The organism is Snodgrassella alvi (assembly GCF_002777855.1).
In the GTDB taxonomy this organism is placed as follows: domain Bacteria; phylum Pseudomonadota; class Gammaproteobacteria; order Burkholderiales; family Neisseriaceae; genus Snodgrassella; species Snodgrassella alvi_E.
Genome location: NZ_MEIK01000015.1, coordinates 245,746 through 264,165 on the forward strand (window position 1 = coordinate 245,746; position 18,420 = coordinate 264,165).

Here is an 18,420-nt window from a genome sequence, read left to right on the forward strand (position 1 = left end):
TTGTTTTATAATTTATACTTATATGTGTATGAATTTTTTAAGTCGTAGAGTAAGTATTTTTTAATTATATGTGATATACCTTCGGTAATTTATAATCAAACTTTACAATTTTAAATTTATTCTAATTATAAGTATTTGAAAAATTTTATGTTCAGTTTCATATTCTCAATTTGAATAGTATTATTTTATATATGTAATCTGGATATTTGTACTATTCGGGCTGTGTTTTTGCTGAATAAAATTTAATTAATTAAAACAAGGAACAAGGCTATGGATTTGGTGGAGCTGTCTCGGCTGCAGTTTGCTCTAGTCGCGCTTTATCATTTTTTGTTTGTGCCGCTCACACTTGGGATGACATGGATTCTGGTCATTATGGAATCAGTATATGTCCTGACCGGCAAGCAAATTTATAAGGATATGACGCGTTTCTGGGGTAAATTATTTGGTATCAATTTCGCACTTGGGGTGACTACCGGTATTACCATGGAATTCCAGTTTGGTACCAACTGGTCTTATTACTCACATTATGTGGGTGATATTTTTGGTGCCCCTTTGGCGATTGAAGGTCTTATGGCTTTCTTTCTTGAGTCTACGTTTGTAGGTTTGTTCTTTTTTGCTTGGGATCGCTTGAGTCGTCCCGGCCATCTGTTAGTTACAGTGCTGATGGCGCTGGGTACTAATCTGTCTGCTTTATGGATTTTGGTGGCCAATGGTTGGATGCAAGATCCGGTGGGTGCGCATTTCAATTTTGAATCTATGCGCATGGAAATGACTAGCTTTTCGGAAATCTTTCTGAACGAGGTGGCGCAAAATAAATTCGTGCATACCGTTTCTGCCGGTTATGTGACTGGTGCAATTTTCGTGATGGCGATTTCTGCCTGGTATATGTTGAAGCGTCAGGATGTGGAATTTGCTAAGAAAAGTTTCCGTATCGCGGTGGGTTTTGGTGTGGCTTCAATTTTGTCGGTGATTGTGCTTGGTGATGAATCCGGTTATACGGTTGGTAAATCACAGCAAACCAAAATGGCTGCGCTAGAAGCCATGTGGGAAACAGAACCGGCACCAGCTTCTTTTAATTTGATTGCTCTGCCCAATGAAGATGCGATGAAAAATGATTTTACAGTCCGGATTCCATGGGCAATGGGCTTGATTGGTACGCGCTCGTTGGATAAGCAAATTCCGGGAATTAAGGAAATCATTGTTGACAACATTGAGCGTATCCGTAACGGACGTGAAGCAGTAATCGCACTGGAAGCATTGCGTAAAAATCGTTCTGATGAGCTGGCTAAAGAAAACCTGAAAAAATATGGTAATGATTTAGGCTTTGGTTTATTGCTGAAATCATATGTACCAGATGTGCGGCAGGCTACTGAAGCTGATATTGCACATGCGGCGCGGGAAACCATTCCGCGTGTGGCTCCGATGTTCTGGAGTTTCCGAATTATGGTGCTGTGCGGATTTCTAATGCTATTGTTAATGGCAGTGGCATTTTACGCTTCGGTTAAAAATAATTTTGCAGAAAAGCGCTGGTTGCTGAAATGGACGTTCTGGAGTCTGCCTCTGCCATGGCTGGCTTGTGAAGCCGGATGGTTTGTGGCCGAATATGGCCGCCAGCCGTGGACGGTATACGGTGTGCTGCCCACTAATCTGTCTGTATCTTCATTAACTGCCGCCAACATCTGGGGTTCTATTTTCGGCTTTGTGACTTTGTACACGATATTGCTGATTGTGGAAGTTTATCTGATGGTACGGTTTTCGCGTCAGGGACCGGGCTCGCTGGGCACGGGTCGCTATGCCAATGAAGCAGAGCATTAGGAGTTGAGCATGGAATTCTTGGATTATCCGGTATTGAAATTCATCTGGTGGTTATTGCTGGGCGTGCTGCTGATCGGCTTTGCCATAATGGATGGACAAGACATGGGGGTTGGCGCTTTGCTGCCGTTTGTGGGCAGAAACGATAATGAGCGCCGTGTGATTATTAATACGGTAGGCCCGCATTGGGATGGCAATCAAGTATGGTTTATTACTGGAGGTGGCGCGATTTTTGCTGCTTGGCCATATGCATATGCTACTGCTTTTTCCGGTTTTTACTGGGCGATGATGGCCGTATTGTGGGCGCTGTTTTTCCGGCCGGTGGGGTTTGATTACCGCAGTAAAATTAATAATCCGCTATGGCGCTCCAGCTGGGACTGGTTATTGTTTGTTGGCAGTTTTGTGCCGCCGCTGATTTTTGGTGTTGCATTCGGCAATCTGCTTTTAGGGGTGCCATTTCATTTTGATGATGATTTGCGTTCTTTCTACACCGGTAGTTTTTGGGGATTGCTAAATCCATTTAGTCTGTTGTGCGGTGTGGTATCAGCAGCAATGATTATTTTCCACGGTGCCATTTATCTGGCTTTACGTACGGAAGATGTGGTGAAAAAACGTGCGCTGCAAGCAAGTACCATCGCGCTAATAGTGGTAGTGGTGACCTTTTCGTTGGCTGGTCTGTGGATTAATTTGGGTATCAAGGGCTACAGCATGGTAGCCGGTAGCTATCTACCAGCCGCCGCACCCGACCCACTCCATAAACAGGTGGTTACCGCCACTGGTGCGTGGATGCAAAACTATCAGCAATATCCGCTGTTGCTGGTGATTCCGGTGCTGGCTTATCTGGGCTTTATTCTGGCTTGGCTGCTGGCCAAAAATGGTAAAGCATTTGCAGCGTTTTGGTCGTCTGCACTGGGTCTAGCTGGAGTGATTGCTACTGCTGGTGTGGCTATGTTTCCATTTATCATGCCATCCAATACCGATTTGCGTTCGAGTTTAACAGTATGGGATGCTAGCTCCAGTGAATTTACTTTGAAAGTAATGCTGGTGGCTGCAGTTATCTTTGTGCCGATTGTGCTGTTTTATACCAGCTGGTGCTACCGTGTGATGCGCGGTAAGGTAACCAGTGAGCATATCCGCCGCAACGATCACAGCGCATATTGATAACGTAGTACCTGCCGGTGCGCACCGGCAGGTATGGCTAAACAGACGGGAGTATATTATGTGGTATTTTGCTTGGTGTTTGGGCATTGGTTTTGCCATATTGCTGGGTGTAGTAAATGCATTATGGGGCGAATATCAGCAGGATAGAGATTCTTTAGAGCAGAACTCATCAGAGTCATAAGAAAATTTATGCAGAATCAGGCTGAGCGGAATAAGCTCAGGTAATCTGAACAGTTCCTTTGGTTTGCTGTATACCTATGTAACGGGTATACAGCTTTTTTTGCTTACGGCGTATATTCATTGAGTGGTGAAAGTGTCTAGATGGTTGCTCCTTTTGCGGTAAATGTGGGTTGAAGAGATTAATTTTTCTGGAAATTTTTGCATTTTTATATTATTATGTTTGATGGATATTCTCTTCGGAAAGGACTCCGATGAATAAATTGATACGTAATGGCTTGATGTTTTCTGTTTCTATGCTGCTGGCTATGAGCGCTGGCGCTAAGGATATTAAAATTGACGGCAACAATACTTCCTATGCACCGGAAGAAGTGCAAAAGCTGGCCAGCACTGCTGTAAAAATGGGTGTGAAAGAGCCTCTGAATATGAATTTGGCCGCTGGAAATCTGACAGTATCTGGCGCCAGCAGTACTAAATGTGTAATTAAAGTAGGCACAGGACAGACACCGCAGATTGCTGGTATCAGTTGCAAATAAGCTGCTGATTCAAGCTTTTCCTGTAAAGAATGAAAAACAGGCCAATCGTTGGGATTGGCCTGTTTTTTACTGGCAATTTGGCTCAGGGCGAGATGGTATAAGCGATTGATGCTCGATCGGTGGTGGGTCACCTAGTAGTAATGTGGTTTGTTATCCACACGGGTGGAAGATATACTGTGATTATCTGGCAGAAACAGAGTATATAGGTGTCTGATATATGATCAGTCAAACAGATTTTATGATTGAATAAATTAAGGGGAATGATATGTGGTTAGGTACGGCAGCAATAAATCTAGCTCTAGCGGTAATGCTCGGTGCATTTGGTGCACATGGTTTAAAGCAGATGGCCAGTGTACAGCAGCTTGAATGGTGGCATACAGCCACACAGTATTTTTTTTGGCATGCACTGGGATTGCTGATGCTCGGTGTGCTGGCCAGAACTGTACCGGCTTTTGCCGTTAAAACTCCATTCTGGCTGTTGCAGCTGGGGCTGATTATTTTTTGTGGTTCATTGTATCTGATGGCTTTAGGTTTACCACGCTGGTTGGGTGCTATAACACCAATAGGTGGGGTAACAATGATTATTGGCTGGTTAACGCTAGCTTGGATGGCGTTTAAGCAGTCTTAGCGGCAATTTTGCCAGACAGGAGGTGTGGTATGCGCAGTACGGTTTGCGTCATCATGTTGGCTTGGTTTGTGGCTGCTTTTCTGAGTGCCTGTCATCGAGTTACAGCAAAAGGGGCAAAAGGTTTGGTGCCCCAAGTACAGGCTGTTACTACCGTCCCTTATCAAGAGGCAAGACACTATTTTATTAAAAATACGGTCAACCGGCCGGTACCAAGGCATATCAATACTGCATCCGAGTTTTCACGTTATTTTGCTATGGCTGCAACCATGGGACGTAATGGGCAGCCAACACCGATTGATTTTAACACTCACGATATTCTGGTTTATGATGCTGGAATTGTACAGCGGCAGCTTGATATCACCCCTATGGCACTCAGTCGCACGCAGGATAAACTGATATTAGATATACGTATCCACAACGGTACCGCGCTTGATTATCAGATGCATCCGTTTGTATTATTGATTGTGCCAAAAAATTTGCCTCGGCAGGTAGATTTTAATATCCGAAAATAAATATTTGTTTGAGTTGGGTGTTGATGTGTTCTAGAGATGGCATAGGTGAAGTGCAAAAAAGCAGTCTGAATAACAGACTGCTTTTTTTAATGAAGAAAATTTATTCTTGACCAACTACTACCAGTTTGTGGTTTACGAATTCTTTAATGCCCAGATCGCTCAGTTCGCGGCCGAAACCGGAGCGTTTTACTCCGCCAAATGGCAGCTCAGCCACTGAATCCCCAAAGCGGTTGATAAATACCATACCGGTTTCGATACGGGAAGCCAGTTTTTTAGCGCGTTCGATGTCTTTCGAAAACACAGTTCCGCCCAGCCCAAAATTAGAATCATTGGCCAGAGCGATGGCTTCATCATCATTTTTCACTATATACAGATGTGCTACCGGACCAAAAAATTCCTCAAAATAAGCTGGATTATCGCGGCTGATATCAGTAATCAGGGTAGGGGTAAAGAAGTTACCTTCAGCTGGCTGATTGCCGCATAATACTTTGGCGCCATGGCTGATAGCTGCATCAAGTTGTTTCTGCAAATCCTCTTTGCCCTTGCGAGATGATAGTGGTGCGAGCGTGGTATGTTCATCTAGTGGATCTCCCATTACCACATTGGCAAAATCTTCTTTGACAATTCGGATAAACTCTTCGGCCACTTGTTCATGCACGATAAATCGTTTTGCGGCGATACATACTTGTCCGGCATTGAACAGGCGGCCACCAACGGCCGTATGTGCTGCTGCCGCCACGTCTGCATCTTCAGTCACGACAAAGACATCATTGCCACCCAGCTCCATGGTGGCTTTTTTCAATTTGCTGCCAGCCTGTCCGGCTACTATGCTGCCGGCACCTTCAGAACCGGTGAGCGCCACGCCTTGTACGCGCTTGTCGCTAATAATAGTGGCAATCTGCTGTGTGTTAACAAACAAATTGGTATAGGCACCTGCTGGTGCATTGGCTTCATGCAGCAAATCTTCCATCAATTGTGCACATTGCGGCACATTGCTTGCATGTTTGGCGACCACTGGATTGCCAACAGCCATTGCTGGCGCAATCACACGAATCAATTGATATATTGGAAAATTCCATGGTTCAATCGCCAGAATAATTCCGATGGGATGATGTTCTACCCAGCCTGTACCTAGCTTACTTGGATAAGCGACTGGTTTGAGTAATTCGGCCGCCTGTTCGGCATAATACTGCACGATTTCAATGCAGTTAACCACTTCGTTTCGACTTTCGGCCAGACGTTTACCCATATCCTGAGTAATGATTCGAGCAATTTTTTCTTGATGCAGCGTCATCACATCTGCTAGACGGCGTAAAAGAGCCTGTCTGTCACTTATGTTTTGTGGCTGCGACCACGCAGACTGATACAGCGCATAGGCCTGAGTGAGGATGTTTTCTACTTCAGCGTCTGTGTGATTGTTGAAAGTTTTAGTCAGTTCGTTGGTGAACGGATTGAGAGATTGATATGCCATGTGTAGCTACTCCCTATAGATATACTATTAAGAATGTTTTGTCTGTAAATACGTAAGACAAGAGAAACGTGCCGTATGGTAATTACCAGTGCGGCTTTAATGTGATAAGGAATAGAAATAAGATGCCGAGAATCATTGTACGGCAGCGGTAAATATTTTGTAAAGTGAGGTTTAGTCTTTACAGCCACACAATAAACCGCACCAGCATCGGGCCGACCAGTACCATAAATAAACCAGCTAATATCATGGTGAGACTGGCAACCACCCCTTCATCGGCATTGCGCTGAATGGCGCGTGAGGTACCGAAGCCATGAGCGGCGTTACCAAAAGCGGCACCATTAGCAAGATGCAGACGGCTGCGGCTGAAAGCCAGTGTGATGTCACCAAACAGCATGCCGGCTAACCCAGTAATAATGGTAAATACCGATACCAGTGCGGCAGAGCCATGGATTTTATCTGCCAGCTCAATCGCAAATGGCGTGGAAACAGACCGTGCCATCAGGCTATAAGTAACTTCATGATTAAAATGAAACAAACGAGCCATAAGATAGGCACTGCCGACACCAACAGACATGCCGACAATAATGGCCGCCAAGAGTATTGGTAGCTGTCGCTTCATGACCTCGCGATATTGGTAGATGGGGATGGCAAAAGCCACTGTGGCCGGGCCGAGCAGGCCAGATATATAACGTGTGTATTGATTGTAATCGGCGTAGCTAATGTTTAGCCACTGCATCACCGCAATGGTGATGACACTAAATGTAATAGCAGGGGATAACAGCATAATGGGTTTGGCGCGATAACATTTTTTGGCCAATGCATACAGCACGATGGTCCAGATAAAGCAGCCGGCAGCAATGATATTCATATAGGTTTTCTAAGCAGGAAAAATGATTATTGGTCTTTTAGATATGGCGGCGCTTAATCCAGGCACGTCGCAAGCGGTAACAGTATTTCAGCGTCAGAGCTGTACTGCTCATCACCAGAAAGGTGCCGCTGACGATACTTACAATCAATTGCCAGCCTTCAGCCATAAAAAGTGCTTTATATTGCACCACCGCAATCAGAATAGGCATGAAGTACAGCATCAGCTCTCCGAGTAGCGCCTGTGCTCCACTGGATACCCACGACAGCTTGATTATTTTTAGTTGTAAAAGCACTAACAGCAGAAATAAACCGATTACACCAGCGGATAGAGGAATATGCGTGACTTTTTCAATACCGAGTCCAGCTACCCAGAACAATATAATCACGCCGATCTGACTGCAGATACGCAAGCAGTTAGCCGGACAAAGGTGTAAGATATTCATATTGGCTTTCCTGATGCCATTAATTCAGGCGCTAAATTATAGTAAGCCTTATTAGGCGTAATATGAATTATAAGTTTTTTATTATTCTTTTTCTGAATAATTATGATTGATATAAAAGCACTTCAGTGCTGGGTGGCTTTGGTTCAGAATCATAGCTTTTCCGCCACCGCAGAAAAACTGGCTTTATCGCAGCCCAGCGTAAGCAAAATAATACATACATTAGAAAATGAACTAAATGTAGCATTACTTTATAAAGGTGAAAACGGCCGCAAACGACTGGTACAGCCTACCGAAATTGGTCAGCGTGTCTATGATCGTTCGCAGCAGATACTGAATCAGGTCAATCTCTTGCAACAGGAAGTTGCGGATTATCGCAAATTAAAATCCGGTACCTTGCGCATTGGTATGTCCCTGCTTGGGAGCCGTCTGCTTACGCCGGTTTTCTTCCGTTTTCATCAGCAATGTCCAGATATTGAGCTGGCGTTTATCGAATCCGGTACCCGCGATATCGAAGCTGCTTTGCTGGATAACCGGCTGGATGCCGGTCAGTTGCTGCTACCGGTAAGCGATGATTTTAACCACATTCCCTTGTGCGATTACCCGCTGATGGTATTGTTTCCACGAAAAAGGCTGGCTAATATTCCCGAATCGATATCGCTGCGCAGCTTGCGTGATGAATCTTTTATTCTGTTTAGCCGAGGTTTTGCTCTATATGAGCGCATTGTCAACGCCTGCCGCGATCAGGGCTTTGAACCGAATGTTGTTTGCTGTACCAGCCAGTGGGAGCTATTGCGAGATATGGTAGAGAAAGAAATAGGTATTGCTTTACTGCCACGCTATTACACTGATGATTTTGATAGCAAGGTGTTTGCAGCCGTCCCACTCACAGACCCTACAATCAACTGGCGTTTATCTATGGCCTGGCCGCGCCATAAAAAGCTGACGCCGGCACTTAAAGCGTGGCTAAATGTGGTGCGACAAGAATTCGCACAATAACAATTTCTACAATTAATGTTTATTAATATTAGTCTGATAAGAAAACGTTACAGAAAGACTGCATCCTCTCGTCTTGAGCATAAATAGCGTATTAGTAAAAAGCCAGTAAAAGAAATATATACTGTACGCAGCCATACCGATAAGTGAAAACCTGAGTTATATATAAGGCTAAAAGTTTTGCACTGAGCTGAATATTTACTACCAGAAGCAGTAGCGGTAAGAGTAGTGTGCGTATCATGCTATGATTTAAAAGATGAAGCCGAAATAATAGTAGCTATTCTAAATGCAATCAGTGTAAGAAATGCTGGAAGAGTAGGAATGGCCACTTTTATATGGCCATGCACAGAGCAGGCTGTCAATATCAAATCTTTAACACCTTCATCTACTGAATACATGTATCCTATTAGGGTATGTATCGTATTGTGTACGTTTCTGCTTCGAAAAAACAGATAGATTGATTTTTAAGTTTTTAATTAAAACTTAAGTGCAAATTTAATATAAATATATTTCAGAATATAAATATTAAGTTTAAAATAAATTTGAGGTATAAATTATTAAAACCTCAGAAAATAATATTTAAATTACTTATGGAGATAAAATTATATGTCTGCAAATAAAAAAACGTCTTCAGCAATAGCATCCAATGCAGCTAAGACTTTAAAAAAACCTGATGCTTCCAAAATTCAAAAGGAGCTTGCCGCTTCTGCTTTGGCTCAATCCAATACCAATAAACAAACCGGAAAGAAAATAGAAACCATTGCATCGAAGGCTTTAAAAAGTTCAAAATATAGTGAAGAAACCAAATCTTTAGCCGGCTCGGTATTAAGCCAATCGAATAGCAAAAATTAAAGAAATCCGAGTGGATAGACTAAACCGACAATTACATTAAAACCAGTAAACCTTGGCTGGTTTACTGGTTGCACTGCCGGAATCTAAATGTGCTGTACTGTTTAGTGTTCCTGATACAAATGATCCTGCATAATTTTTTCATACACCGCATCTGGTACATAGCGACGTATCATCGCCTGCCAGTTCTGCGGACCAACCATACCTTTTACCATGGTTGACGAGACTTCGGCATACTCTCGCGGTGGCATCAGAAAAACTGTAGAAATATCCGGCTGTAAATCATGATTGATATGGCGCATCGAACGTTCATATTCATAATCTGAAGCAGTACGGATACCCCGTACGATAAAATCGGCGCCGATACTACGGGCATAATTAACCAAATACTGATTCTGAAAACTGGAAATTTTCACATTAGGAAAATTGGCGGTAATGGCACGCAACATATCCTTACGCTCTTCTATGGTGTAAGTAGTTGCTTTTTCAGGATTCACGCCAATCGCAACCACTAGCTCATCAAACAACGGCTGGGCTTCGCGAATCATCCATAAATGGCCATTTGTCGGCGGATCAAAACTGCCGGCATATACAGCACGGCGGACATTCGAATTAGTCATTAGTGTGTGTTCCAAGCAGCTTTCTGGGTTATTTCATTGAATTAAATGCGACAGATTGCTGGATATTCATGAATTAATTGTAAACTGATGGTGTTTTTTTTCAATGCCGGAAAAAGCAAAGCTGCGCAGCATAATCAGTTAAGTGTGTCTTGTCAAAGCCTGCACCTTGCCAAGGTAACTGCAGCACCGCCACGCTGAAAAGCGTAAATAATGGTTAATGAGTGCATGCAGGTTCAGGTTTGGGAGCAGACTTATATATTTAATCATCAGATATATTGATGAGAATGGTTTTCATCCTTTACAATCTTAATCTTTTGCCGCTGGTATATTAAAAAGGGCAAAAACACTTAAGTGTGATACGGATAATGAAGCAAATGAAAAAAAAATGGGTGAAAAGGGTAGTATGGCTATTGGTTTTGTTGCTGCTAGCGGCAATCCTGTGGAACCTATTTTTCAAACCCAAAAATCAGATGAATTTTGTGACTGATGAAGTACGCCGCAGTGATATTACCCAGACAGTGAATGCGACCGGTGAAATTGCCGCGGCTCAACTGGTGGATGTGGGTGCACAAGCTTCAGGACAGATTAAAAAGTTGTATGTCAAACTGGGACAGCAGGTGAAAAAAGGCGACCTGATTGCCGATATTGATTCCACCACCCAGATGAATACTCTGAATACCAATAAAGCCAAGCTGGATACTTATCGTGCCCAGCTGGTATCGGCGGAAATCGCATTAAAAATGAAGCAGCGTGCATTTGCCCGTGAGCAAGCCTTAATCGGACAAGATGCAACCTCCAAAGCGGATTTTGATAATGCACAGGATAATCTGGCTGCTGCCCGAGCCAATGTGGCAGAGTTGAAATCTCAGATTCGCCAAACTCAGATTGCTATCAATACCTCAGAAGCAGATTTGGGCTATACCCGCATTACCGCGCCGATGGCCGGCACCGTGGTTTCCATTCCGGTGGAAGAAGGACAGACCGTCAACTCTAGCCAGAACACACCAACTATCGTCCAGTTAGCTGACTTAAGCAAAATGCTGAATAAAATGCAGATTGCCGAAGGTGACATGAGCAAGGTGAAGGCAGGAATGAATCTGACATTCACCACGCTGGCCGATAACAGCAAAATGCGTCAGGCTAAATTGGATGCCGTAGACCCTGGTCTGACTACTATGTCACAAGGTAGCTACAACACCAGTACCGATACCACCGATACTGCCATCTATTACTATGCCCGAGCACTGGTACCGAATGATGATGGTGCTCTGCATATTGGCATGACTACACAGAACAATATTTTTGTAAAAGCCGTGAGAAATGTACTCACCGTTTCCAATCAGGCCATTAAGCATCGTCGCGGCAAAAAAATTGTTCAGGTACTCGATGATAACCAGCAAGTACAAGAAAGACAGATTTATACCGGCATCACTGATGGTATGCGAACCGAAGTGAAATCGGGGCTGAAAGAAGGTGAAAAGGTCGTATTATCCTCTTTGAGCAAAGCTGAAGCTAAAGATGGTGTCAGCATCGAACCGAAAAAGCGCGGCCCGAGAATGTAAGCCATGAGTCTATTGGAAATCAAAGGTATCAACCGCTGGTTTGGTCAAGGTGAAAACCGCGTGCAGGTACTTAAGGATATTAACCTGAGTATCGAAAAAGGTGATTTTGTTGCCATTATCGGCCAGTCTGGTTCTGGTAAATCCACACTGATGAACATCATCGGCTGTCTGGATGTGCCTTCCAGCGGTTCCTACAAAATTGACAGTGTGGAAACGGCCACTATGAGTGCAGACGAGCAGGCTGCACTGCGCCGCCGCAGTTTTGGCTTTATTTTTCAGCGTTATAACTTGCTAGGCACCTTAACTGCGCGTGAAAATGTGGCTCTACCGGCCGTATATGCGGGCATGGAACACGATGAACGGCTGCAACGGGCAGATGAATTACTGGCGCAGCTCGGCCTGTCAGGTAAAGAAGCCAACCGTCCTAGTGAGCTATCTGGTGGCCAGCAGCAGCGCGTCAGTATCGCACGCGCTTTGATGAACGGCGGGGAAATTATTCTGGCGGATGAGCCCACCGGTGCACTCGATACCGGCAGCGGACAGAATGTCATGGAAATCCTGCATAAACTCCACGACGCTGGCCATACCATTGTGATGGTGACCCACGATCCAAGCATAGCAGCCAATGCCAACCGCGTAATAGAAATCCGCGATGGACGCATTATTGCCGACCACAGCAAAAATCCGAATATTCCCCCAAGCCGCATCGAAAGTATCGAAGAGCGCAACTCGTGGCTTTTTTACCGTGACCAACTATTTGAATCGTTTCGCATGTCGATTCAGGCGATTATGGCGCATAAGATGCGCTCATTTCTTACAATGCTCGGTATCATTATCGGTATTGCGTCAGTAGTATCGGTTGTGGCACTGGGACGTGGTTCGCAAGAAAAAATTCTTGAAAACATTAATGCCATGGGCACCAATACGGTGTCTGTTTATCCAGGTTATGGCTATGGCGATCGCCGTTCTTCGCGGATTAAAACGTTGACCGTAGGCGATGCCGAAGCATTGAAACAGCAGGACTATGTTGACAGTGTTACCCCTGGTGCCAACACCAGTGGCACACTCACCTATGAAAATCAGTCTCTTTCCGCCCAGCTCTATGGGGTGGGAGATCAGTACTTTGATGTACGCGGTATCAAACTTGCTTTTGGCCGCCTGTTTAACGAAGATGATGTTAGCCAAAACAGTCAGGTAGTGGTGATTGATGACAACACCAAAAATAAACTTTTCGCAGATGGCAGTAATCCGTTGGGTCAGGTAATTTTGTTTAATAAGCGCCCTTTGCGCATCATTGGCGTAGCTGCACCTAATAATAATGGATTTGCTGATACCGACAGTTTACAGCTTTATACACCGTATACTACCTTGATGAACCGTATTTCTGGTTCTAAATACATTACATCTGTTACCGTAAAAATCAAAGACAATGTAAATTCCCAGACTGCGGAAAAGGGCATTATTGAATTACTTAAAACCCGCCACGGTACTGAAGATTTTTTTACCCGTAATAGCGACACCATCAAGCAGACTATTGAAAGTACTACCGGTACCATGACAATGCTGATATCCAGTATTGCTTTGATTTCACTGGTGGTGGGCGGTATCGGCGTGATGAATATCATGCTGGTATCGGTAACAGAACGGGTGAAGGAAATTGGTATCCGTATGGCCATCGGCGCACGTCAGCACAATATTCTGGAGCAGTTTCTGATAGAGGCTGTACTGATTTGTCTGATTGGTGGGCTGGTAGGTGTGTTGTTTTCTTTTGCCATCAGTATGTTGTTTAACATGCTGGCCACCGATTTTGCCATGTCATTCTCAACCATTTCGATTGTGATGGCGGTTTTGTGTTCCAGCGTCATCGGTGTGTTATTCGGGTTTATGCCGGCAAAACGTGCTTCACAGCTAAATCCGATAGATGCCCTGTCGCGAGATTAAATCTATTACCAGTCCAGTATTCTGCAGCGGAAAGATGTAGGCAGCAGCAATTTAATAAATGCATTGATGGCTGCTGCCAAGAAGATAAAATTAATCATGATGAAAAATATTTCTGTGAAAAAAAGCACCGCAGCTCTGATTGTGGGTTTAAGTGTGTTGCTGAATGCCTGCGCTACTCAGACACCTTATCCGAAGCAGAGCCTACATCGGGCCGGTATGCTCAGCAGTGCTGAAATTGCCGCACAGTATCAGGTAAACGGCAACTGGTGGGAAATTTATCAAGATGCTACATTGAATCAGCTGGTTACTACAGCACTGGCAAATAATATTGATTTACGGCAGGCTGCTATAACCGCTGAAAAAGCGCGCTACACTGCAGGGCTGACGGGCACGAATTTATTTCCTAAAGCCAATGGTTCCCTTGGTGCCAATAGCAGTAAAGACCTGAAAGAGGGCGGAGCATCCAGCCGTAGCTTTAGCGGCCAGCTGGGACTGAGCTATGAGCTGGATGTGTGGCAAAAAATCCGTGCTAATACCAATGCCGCTATCTGGCGCTATCAGGCCAGCGAGCAGGATATGGCCGCCAGCCGTTTAGCACTAATAAACAGTGTAGTGGATAATTATTTTCATTTGGCCTATATCGATGGCGCCATCAGCCTGACTAAGGACAGCATCGAGCAATACCGTCAGATTGCTCGCATCTCGCAGGCACAGTATGCGGTGGGTAAAGTGAGCAGTATTAATGCTACTAATGCCAAACAATCTCTACTGAATGCAAAAAACAGCCTGACTTCTCTGCAACAAAATCGTGCCGACGTAGTGCAGACGCTGCACAATTTACTTAATCAACGACCAAATGAAACAACGGATATCCAGCCAACACCTTTGAATCAGATTAAATTCAGTGAAGTGAATCTGGATGTACCTTTATCCGTTCTCGCCAATCGTCCAGATCTACGCGCGGCGGAATATCGCCTACAGTCTGCCTATGCTACCCAGCAAGGCACTCGCCGTAGCTGGTATCCAAGCATCAGCCTCAGTACGGCAGTAAATTCTCGTTCAGATTCGGCAAACTCTGCCTTGCGTTTTCCTGTTGGTACGGCCAGTGTTAACGTCAACCTGCCATTTCTCGACTGGCAGACCTTATATTGGCAAAATAAGCAAGCCAAAGCTGATTTTGACAGCGCTAGACTGACATTTGAGCAGTCACTGACAACGGCGCTAAATGAGGTGGAACGTTATTATCAGCAATACACCCTTAGTCGTCATACCTTAGCCAATTCCGAGCAAAAATATCAGTATGATATAAAAAACAGCCGGTACTACCATGCACGCTATCAGTATGGTACCAATCCGCTCAGTGACTGGTTGGATGCGCTGAATACGCAATATTCTTCTGCACAGAATGTCCTGAACAGCCGCTACAGCGTTTTACAAAATGAAAATCTGATTTATCAAGCCATGGCCGGGCGTTATCAGCCACGATAATGTGAAAAATCTGACGCTGTTGCGGCAGATTTTACATTAGCTAATCTGGGCTAATTTGTTCAGAAGAGCCTGATACTGGCAAAAAAATCGCCCCTAAAAAAGGGGCGCAAAAAGGAACACAAACCACTACCAATAGTTAACTTCCAATATAAATCGTTGCGCAAGCAGCAATTTATATGTAAATCTGTTTGGATATTCAAATAAATCAGTACTTTATTTGGAAAAATTTGTTTTGTTGCGTGAACATAGGGGCATCATAAACAAATTGTTTTACAATTGCAAATGATAATTATTTTTATTTCTAAAAATAATTAGTATATTTTATTAAATATTTGTTTTTATTTAAAATAAAAATAGTCATTTCTTTGTGGTCTATTGTCTAAAAGGGCAAAAAGCTGGTTGAAATCTGATTTTAAGGTCTTGGCAACAGGTTAGAGACCTTTCTGTCTAGGAATCGCTCAGAAATTAAAATCAATCGCTGTACTCAATAGAAAACATACCTTGGCTGCCAATTGCATTGTGCGTGTAATGGGATTTTTTAGTATTATTGTTATTTTAAATCTGCGGTATTCTGCCGCTTAAAGCATTAGCATGCGTCAAATTATTCTCGATACTGAAACTACCGGCCTGTCTGCCAGTAATGGCGATAGATTGATTGAATTTGCCGGAGTAGAAATGATAGACCGGCGGCTTACCGGCAATAATCTGCATCTTTATATTAATCCTGAGCGTGATATACCCGAAGAAGCAGTGGCAGTTCATGGCATCACATTGGAAAAACTGCATGATATGAAAGCTCCAGTCTTTGCCGAAGTTGCCCAGCAAATAGCTGATTATATCAGCGGAGCAGAACTCATTATCCATAATGCGGGCTTTGACGAAAGCTTTCTGGATATGGAATTTAAAAAACTTAATATGCCAGCTACCAGAACCATTACTGAAAAAATCACCGATACTCTGCAAATGGCGCGCGAAAGATACCCGGGACAGAAAAATTCACTCGATGCTCTTTGTACCCGTCTGGAAGTGGATCGCAGCAAGCGCGTACTGCACGGTGCGCTGATAGACTGCGAGCTTCTTGGTGAAGTTTATTTGGCCATGACCCGCAGCCAGTTTAGCTTGGTGGATGAGCTGATGGCAGGTAACACCGATACTAGTATTGCGGGTGGTGGCCAATATCAGATACAACATACAGCTCTTCCTGTCGTCAAACCCAATGCAGAAGATATGGCGGAACACGAAGCATATTTACAAACGCTGGATAAAATTGTCGGTGCCCCATGTGCGTGGCGGCAGTGGCAGCAGCAACAAGAGGATAAATCTGCATGAGCCGGCGTATTGCGCTGATTCCGGCTGCAGGTGTCGGCGCACGCTTTGGTGCAGAGTGCCCAAAGCAATATGTCCGTCTAGTAGGGCGAACGGTGCTCGAACATACTGTCACACGATTAGCCGGAATATCAGCAATTGATTTAGTGTTCATTGTCGTGTCGGCACAAGATGAGTACATCGATACCATATATCCATCCGCTGCTTTACCTCCCAATATCGCTATTCTGCGCTGTGGTGGAGACACGCGAGCGCAAACAGTGCGCAATGGCATCAGACTGGCCCAGCAGCACTATGCCGTTCTGGATACAGACTGGCTGCTGGTACATGATGCCGCCCGCTGCTGTGTTAGTACAGAATCAGTTGAACGCCTAATAAAGGCAGTACAGCATCATCCGGTGGGCGGATTATTAGCACTGCCGGTGGCTGATACATTGAAGCAGGCAGACCCGGCACAGCAGGTCAGCAGGACGGTCAACAGAGCAGGTTTATGGCAGGCTCAGACGCCACAGATGTTTCGTGCAGGTATGCTGGCTGCAGCACTAAATCAGGCAGATTTAGACGTAATAACTGATGAATCTTCCGCTGTAGAGGCCATGGGGCTTGCACCGCTTCTGGTGGCAGGAGATATCCGGAACCTAAAATTAACCAGTGCACAAGATGCTTTACTGGCTACTTATTTTTTACAGCAGGATAACATTGAATGAAATCTATCAGAATTGGGCAGGGCTACGACGTGCATCAGTTGGTAGCCGGCCGGCCGCTGATATTAGGCGGAGTTTGCATCCCTTTTGATAAAGGATTGCTTGGACATTCAGATGCCGATGCTCTGCTACATGCGATTACCGATGCTTTGTTAGGTGCTGCTGCGTTGGGTGATATTGGCAAACTTTATCCAGATACTGCTGCTGTGAATAAAGATGCAGACAGCCGCGAGTTGTTACGCGGGGCTTATGCACAAGTGCAGGCGGCCGGCTGGAAGGTGATCAATGTAGACAGTACTGTGATTGCCCAGCAGCCTAAACTGCGCCCTTACATTGACCAAATGCGGCAAAATATAGCCGCTGCACTGAATTTGCCGGTTGATGCCGTTAATATCAAAGGCAAAACCAATGAAAAACTTGGTTATTTAGGGCGGCAAGAAGCAATTGAGGCGCAGGCAGTTGTTCTGCTTACAGCGGTTTAATCTGATGCAGGCTTGAGCTATAATTTTTTGATACAGACAAACTAATTTGTCATCTATTTAGGATAAACAAGGAGCAGTAGTATGGCAGCACAAGATGAACTCAAGCGTCAGGCCGCAGAAAAAGCGGTTGAATATGTGCAGGAAAACGAATATTTGGGCATCGGCACCGGATCAACTGTACGTTTTTTTATTGAGGCATTGGCGCAAAGCAGAAAAAGAATCAAAGGTGCGGTGTCCACATCTGCCCAGACTAGTGCGGCTCTGAAGAGCTTTGGCATTCCTGAAGTCACATTAAATGAAGTGAACGGCCTACCGTTATACATTGATGGAGCCGATGAAATCAATCATTTATTACAAATGATTAAAGGCGGCGGTGGCGCTTTGTTGAATGAGAAGATTGTCGCCAGTGCAGCAGAAAAATTTATCTGTATTGCCGACGAGAGTAAATATACTAGTCGCCTTGGCCATGTGCCTGTACCAGTGGAAGTGATGCCAAATGCCCGTTCACTGGTGGCACGCCGGCTACTGAAATTCGGCGGTGAACCGGAATTGCGTCTAGGCTTTACAACTGATAACGGCAACCAGATTCTTGATGTTGCCAATTTGAATATCAGCGAACCAATAAAACTGGAAGATGCTATTAACGGCATACCAGGTGTGGTTGAAAACGGTTTGTTTACCCACCATCCTGCTGATTTGCTGCTGCTGGGTTGCCAGAGTGGCGTTCAAGTGTTAACAGCCAGAGTCTGAATCAGCTGCGGCAGAGGTGAACAAACATATTTGCACTTGTTTCTGTGCAGCCAGCTATTATCAATACCAGCAGCTGGCTGCCATTGTTTTAATGGCGA

At 44.5% G+C, this 18,420-nt stretch carries 19 protein-coding genes; 15 read left to right on the forward strand and 4 right to left on the reverse strand.

Annotated elements, in window-relative coordinates; all coding sequences use genetic code 11:
• The first annotated feature begins 270 nt into the window (after nt 1–270).
• The 6 genes from BHC43_RS01880 to BHC43_RS01905 all read left to right on the forward strand — a co-directional run bounded on the left by BHC43_RS01880 (nt 271) and on the right by BHC43_RS01905 (nt 4,826).
• Nucleotides 271–1,815, forward strand: a complete 1,545-nt coding sequence (locus BHC43_RS01880) for a cytochrome ubiquinol oxidase subunit I (RefSeq protein WP_100152305.1) — start codon at nt 271–273, stop codon at nt 1,813–1,815.
• 9 nt (nt 1,816–1,824) lie between these two features.
• Nucleotides 1,825–2,973, forward strand: a complete 1,149-nt coding sequence (cydB, locus tag BHC43_RS01885; protein WP_100152306.1) for a cytochrome d ubiquinol oxidase subunit II — start codon at nt 1,825–1,827, stop codon at nt 2,971–2,973.
• A gap of 58 nt (nt 2,974–3,031) precedes the next feature.
• Nucleotides 3,032–3,154 carry a cytochrome bd-I oxidase subunit CydX gene (gene cydX / locus BHC43_RS01890; RefSeq protein WP_100139827.1) on the forward strand — a complete coding sequence of 41 codons (123 nt, stop codon included), beginning with the start codon at nt 3,032–3,034 and terminating at the stop codon, nt 3,152–3,154.
• A 250-nt stretch (nt 3,155–3,404) separates the two neighbouring features.
• Nucleotides 3,405–3,686, forward strand: a complete 282-nt coding sequence (locus tag BHC43_RS01895) for a hypothetical protein (RefSeq protein WP_100139828.1) — start codon at nt 3,405–3,407, stop codon at nt 3,684–3,686.
• A 265-nt stretch (nt 3,687–3,951) separates the two neighbouring features.
• A complete protein-coding gene (locus tag BHC43_RS01900) occupies nt 3,952–4,314 on the forward strand; it encodes a DUF423 domain-containing protein (protein WP_100156340.1) in 363 nt (120 codons plus the stop codon).
• Between the two features lie 29 nt (nt 4,315–4,343).
• Complete coding sequence (locus BHC43_RS01905) at nt 4,344–4,826, forward strand: hypothetical protein (RefSeq protein ID WP_100156341.1); 483 nt, start codon at nt 4,344–4,346, stop codon at nt 4,824–4,826.
• Between the two features lie 100 nt (nt 4,827–4,926).
• Here the strand turns inward: BHC43_RS01905 and BHC43_RS01910 are convergent, their stop codons facing one another.
• From BHC43_RS01910 to BHC43_RS01920, 3 genes are all read right to left on the reverse strand, one after another.
• Nucleotides 4,927–6,297: an NAD-dependent succinate-semialdehyde dehydrogenase gene (locus BHC43_RS01910; RefSeq protein WP_100156342.1), complete on the reverse strand. Its 1,371-nt coding sequence runs from the start codon at nt 6,295–6,297 to the stop codon at nt 4,927–4,929.
• A 178-nt stretch (nt 6,298–6,475) separates the two neighbouring features.
• Nucleotides 6,476–7,165 carry an LrgB family protein gene (locus BHC43_RS01915; RefSeq protein ID WP_100139832.1) on the reverse strand — a complete coding sequence of 230 codons (690 nt, stop codon included), beginning with the start codon at nt 7,163–7,165 and terminating at the stop codon, nt 6,476–6,478.
• A 37-nt stretch (nt 7,166–7,202) separates the two neighbouring features.
• The gene (locus BHC43_RS01920; protein ID WP_100156343.1) at nt 7,203–7,607 is read right to left on the reverse strand and encodes a CidA/LrgA family protein; all 405 of its coding nucleotides are present in this window, start codon (nt 7,605–7,607) and stop codon (nt 7,203–7,205) included.
• Between the two features lie 102 nt (nt 7,608–7,709).
• Between BHC43_RS01920 and BHC43_RS01925 the strand changes: the two genes are divergently transcribed.
• Together BHC43_RS01925 and BHC43_RS01930 are read left to right on the forward strand one after the other, a co-directional pair.
• Nucleotides 7,710–8,603: a LysR substrate-binding domain-containing protein gene (locus BHC43_RS01925; RefSeq protein ID WP_257377959.1), complete on the forward strand. Its 894-nt coding sequence runs from the start codon at nt 7,710–7,712 to the stop codon at nt 8,601–8,603.
• Nucleotides 8,604–9,206: 603 nt separating this feature from the next.
• The gene (locus BHC43_RS01930) at nt 9,207–9,452 is read left to right on the forward strand and encodes a hypothetical protein (RefSeq protein WP_100139834.1); all 246 of its coding nucleotides are present in this window, start codon (nt 9,207–9,209) and stop codon (nt 9,450–9,452) included.
• Between the two features lie 101 nt (nt 9,453–9,553).
• Here the strand turns inward: BHC43_RS01930 and coaD are convergent, their stop codons facing one another.
• Nucleotides 9,554–10,069, reverse strand: coding sequence for a pantetheine-phosphate adenylyltransferase (gene coaD, locus BHC43_RS01935; protein WP_100139835.1), 516 nt, complete (start codon nt 10,067–10,069; stop codon nt 9,554–9,556).
• Nucleotides 10,070–10,434: 365 nt separating this feature from the next.
• Between coaD and BHC43_RS01940 the strand changes: the two genes are divergently transcribed.
• The 7 genes from BHC43_RS01940 (at nt 10,435) to rpiA (ending at nt 18,322) form a co-directional block, all read left to right on the forward strand.
• Nucleotides 10,435–11,631, forward strand: a complete 1,197-nt coding sequence (locus tag BHC43_RS01940; RefSeq protein ID WP_373885627.1) for an efflux RND transporter periplasmic adaptor subunit — start codon at nt 10,435–10,437, stop codon at nt 11,629–11,631.
• A 3-nt stretch (nt 11,632–11,634) separates the two neighbouring features.
• Nucleotides 11,635–13,572, forward strand: a complete 1,938-nt coding sequence (locus BHC43_RS01945) for a MacB family efflux pump subunit (RefSeq protein ID WP_100139836.1) — start codon at nt 11,635–11,637, stop codon at nt 13,570–13,572.
• 96 nt (nt 13,573–13,668) lie between these two features.
• Entirely contained in the window at nt 13,669–15,060 is a 1,392-nt protein-coding gene (locus tag BHC43_RS01950) for a TolC family protein (RefSeq protein WP_306807690.1), read from the forward strand.
• A 591-nt stretch (nt 15,061–15,651) separates the two neighbouring features.
• Entirely contained in the window at nt 15,652–16,389 is a 738-nt protein-coding gene (gene dnaQ, locus BHC43_RS01955) for a DNA polymerase III subunit epsilon (protein ID WP_180297403.1), read from the forward strand.
• Nucleotides 16,386–17,093, forward strand: a complete 708-nt coding sequence (ispD, locus tag BHC43_RS01960; RefSeq protein WP_100156346.1) for a 2-C-methyl-D-erythritol 4-phosphate cytidylyltransferase — start codon at nt 16,386–16,388, stop codon at nt 17,091–17,093. Before dnaQ ends, ispD begins: the two co-directional genes overlap by 4 nt.
• Complete coding sequence (ispF, locus tag BHC43_RS01965) at nt 17,090–17,572, forward strand: 2-C-methyl-D-erythritol 2,4-cyclodiphosphate synthase (RefSeq protein ID WP_100152311.1); 483 nt, start codon at nt 17,090–17,092, stop codon at nt 17,570–17,572. Before ispD ends, ispF begins: the two co-directional genes overlap by 4 nt.
• An 81-nt stretch (nt 17,573–17,653) precedes the next feature.
• Nucleotides 17,654–18,322, forward strand: a complete 669-nt coding sequence (rpiA, locus tag BHC43_RS01970; protein WP_100152312.1) for a ribose-5-phosphate isomerase RpiA — start codon at nt 17,654–17,656, stop codon at nt 18,320–18,322.
• The last annotated feature ends 98 nt before the right edge of the window (nt 18,323–18,420 follow it).

Coding starts and splice junctions, on each gene's coding strand:
- ispD (WP_100156346.1), top strand. CDS start 16,386: ATGAGCCGGCGTATTGCGCTGATTCCGGCTGCAGGTGTCGGCGCACGC.
- BHC43_RS01940 (WP_373885627.1), top strand. CDS start 10,435: ATGAAGCAAATGAAAAAAAAATGGGTGAAAAGGGTAGTATGGCTATTG.
- BHC43_RS01945 (WP_100139836.1), top strand. CDS start 11,635: ATGAGTCTATTGGAAATCAAAGGTATCAACCGCTGGTTTGGTCAAGGT.
- BHC43_RS01910 (WP_100156342.1), bottom strand. CDS start 6,297: ATGGCATATCAATCTCTCAATCCGTTCACCAACGAACTGACTAAAACT.
- ispF (WP_100152311.1), top strand. CDS start 17,090: ATGAAATCTATCAGAATTGGGCAGGGCTACGACGTGCATCAGTTGGTA.
- dnaQ (WP_180297403.1), top strand. CDS start 15,652: ATGCGTCAAATTATTCTCGATACTGAAACTACCGGCCTGTCTGCCAGT.
- BHC43_RS01905 (WP_100156341.1), top strand. CDS start 4,344: ATGCGCAGTACGGTTTGCGTCATCATGTTGGCTTGGTTTGTGGCTGCT.
- BHC43_RS01915 (WP_100139832.1), bottom strand. CDS start 7,165: ATGAATATCATTGCTGCCGGCTGCTTTATCTGGACCATCGTGCTGTAT.
- BHC43_RS01880 (WP_100152305.1), top strand. CDS start 271: ATGGATTTGGTGGAGCTGTCTCGGCTGCAGTTTGCTCTAGTCGCGCTT.
- BHC43_RS01930 (WP_100139834.1), top strand. CDS start 9,207: ATGTCTGCAAATAAAAAAACGTCTTCAGCAATAGCATCCAATGCAGCT.
- cydB (WP_100152306.1), top strand. CDS start 1,825: ATGGAATTCTTGGATTATCCGGTATTGAAATTCATCTGGTGGTTATTG.
- BHC43_RS01900 (WP_100156340.1), top strand. CDS start 3,952: ATGTGGTTAGGTACGGCAGCAATAAATCTAGCTCTAGCGGTAATGCTC.
- BHC43_RS01895 (WP_100139828.1), top strand. CDS start 3,405: ATGAATAAATTGATACGTAATGGCTTGATGTTTTCTGTTTCTATGCTG.
- BHC43_RS01920 (WP_100156343.1), bottom strand. CDS start 7,607: ATGAATATCTTACACCTTTGTCCGGCTAACTGCTTGCGTATCTGCAGT.
- BHC43_RS01925 (WP_257377959.1), top strand. CDS start 7,710: ATGATTGATATAAAAGCACTTCAGTGCTGGGTGGCTTTGGTTCAGAAT.
- BHC43_RS01950 (WP_306807690.1), top strand. CDS start 13,669: ATGATGAAAAATATTTCTGTGAAAAAAAGCACCGCAGCTCTGATTGTG.
- coaD (WP_100139835.1), bottom strand. CDS start 10,069: ATGACTAATTCGAATGTCCGCCGTGCTGTATATGCCGGCAGTTTTGAT.
- cydX (WP_100139827.1), top strand. CDS start 3,032: ATGTGGTATTTTGCTTGGTGTTTGGGCATTGGTTTTGCCATATTGCTG.
- rpiA (WP_100152312.1), top strand. CDS start 17,654: ATGGCAGCACAAGATGAACTCAAGCGTCAGGCCGCAGAAAAAGCGGTT.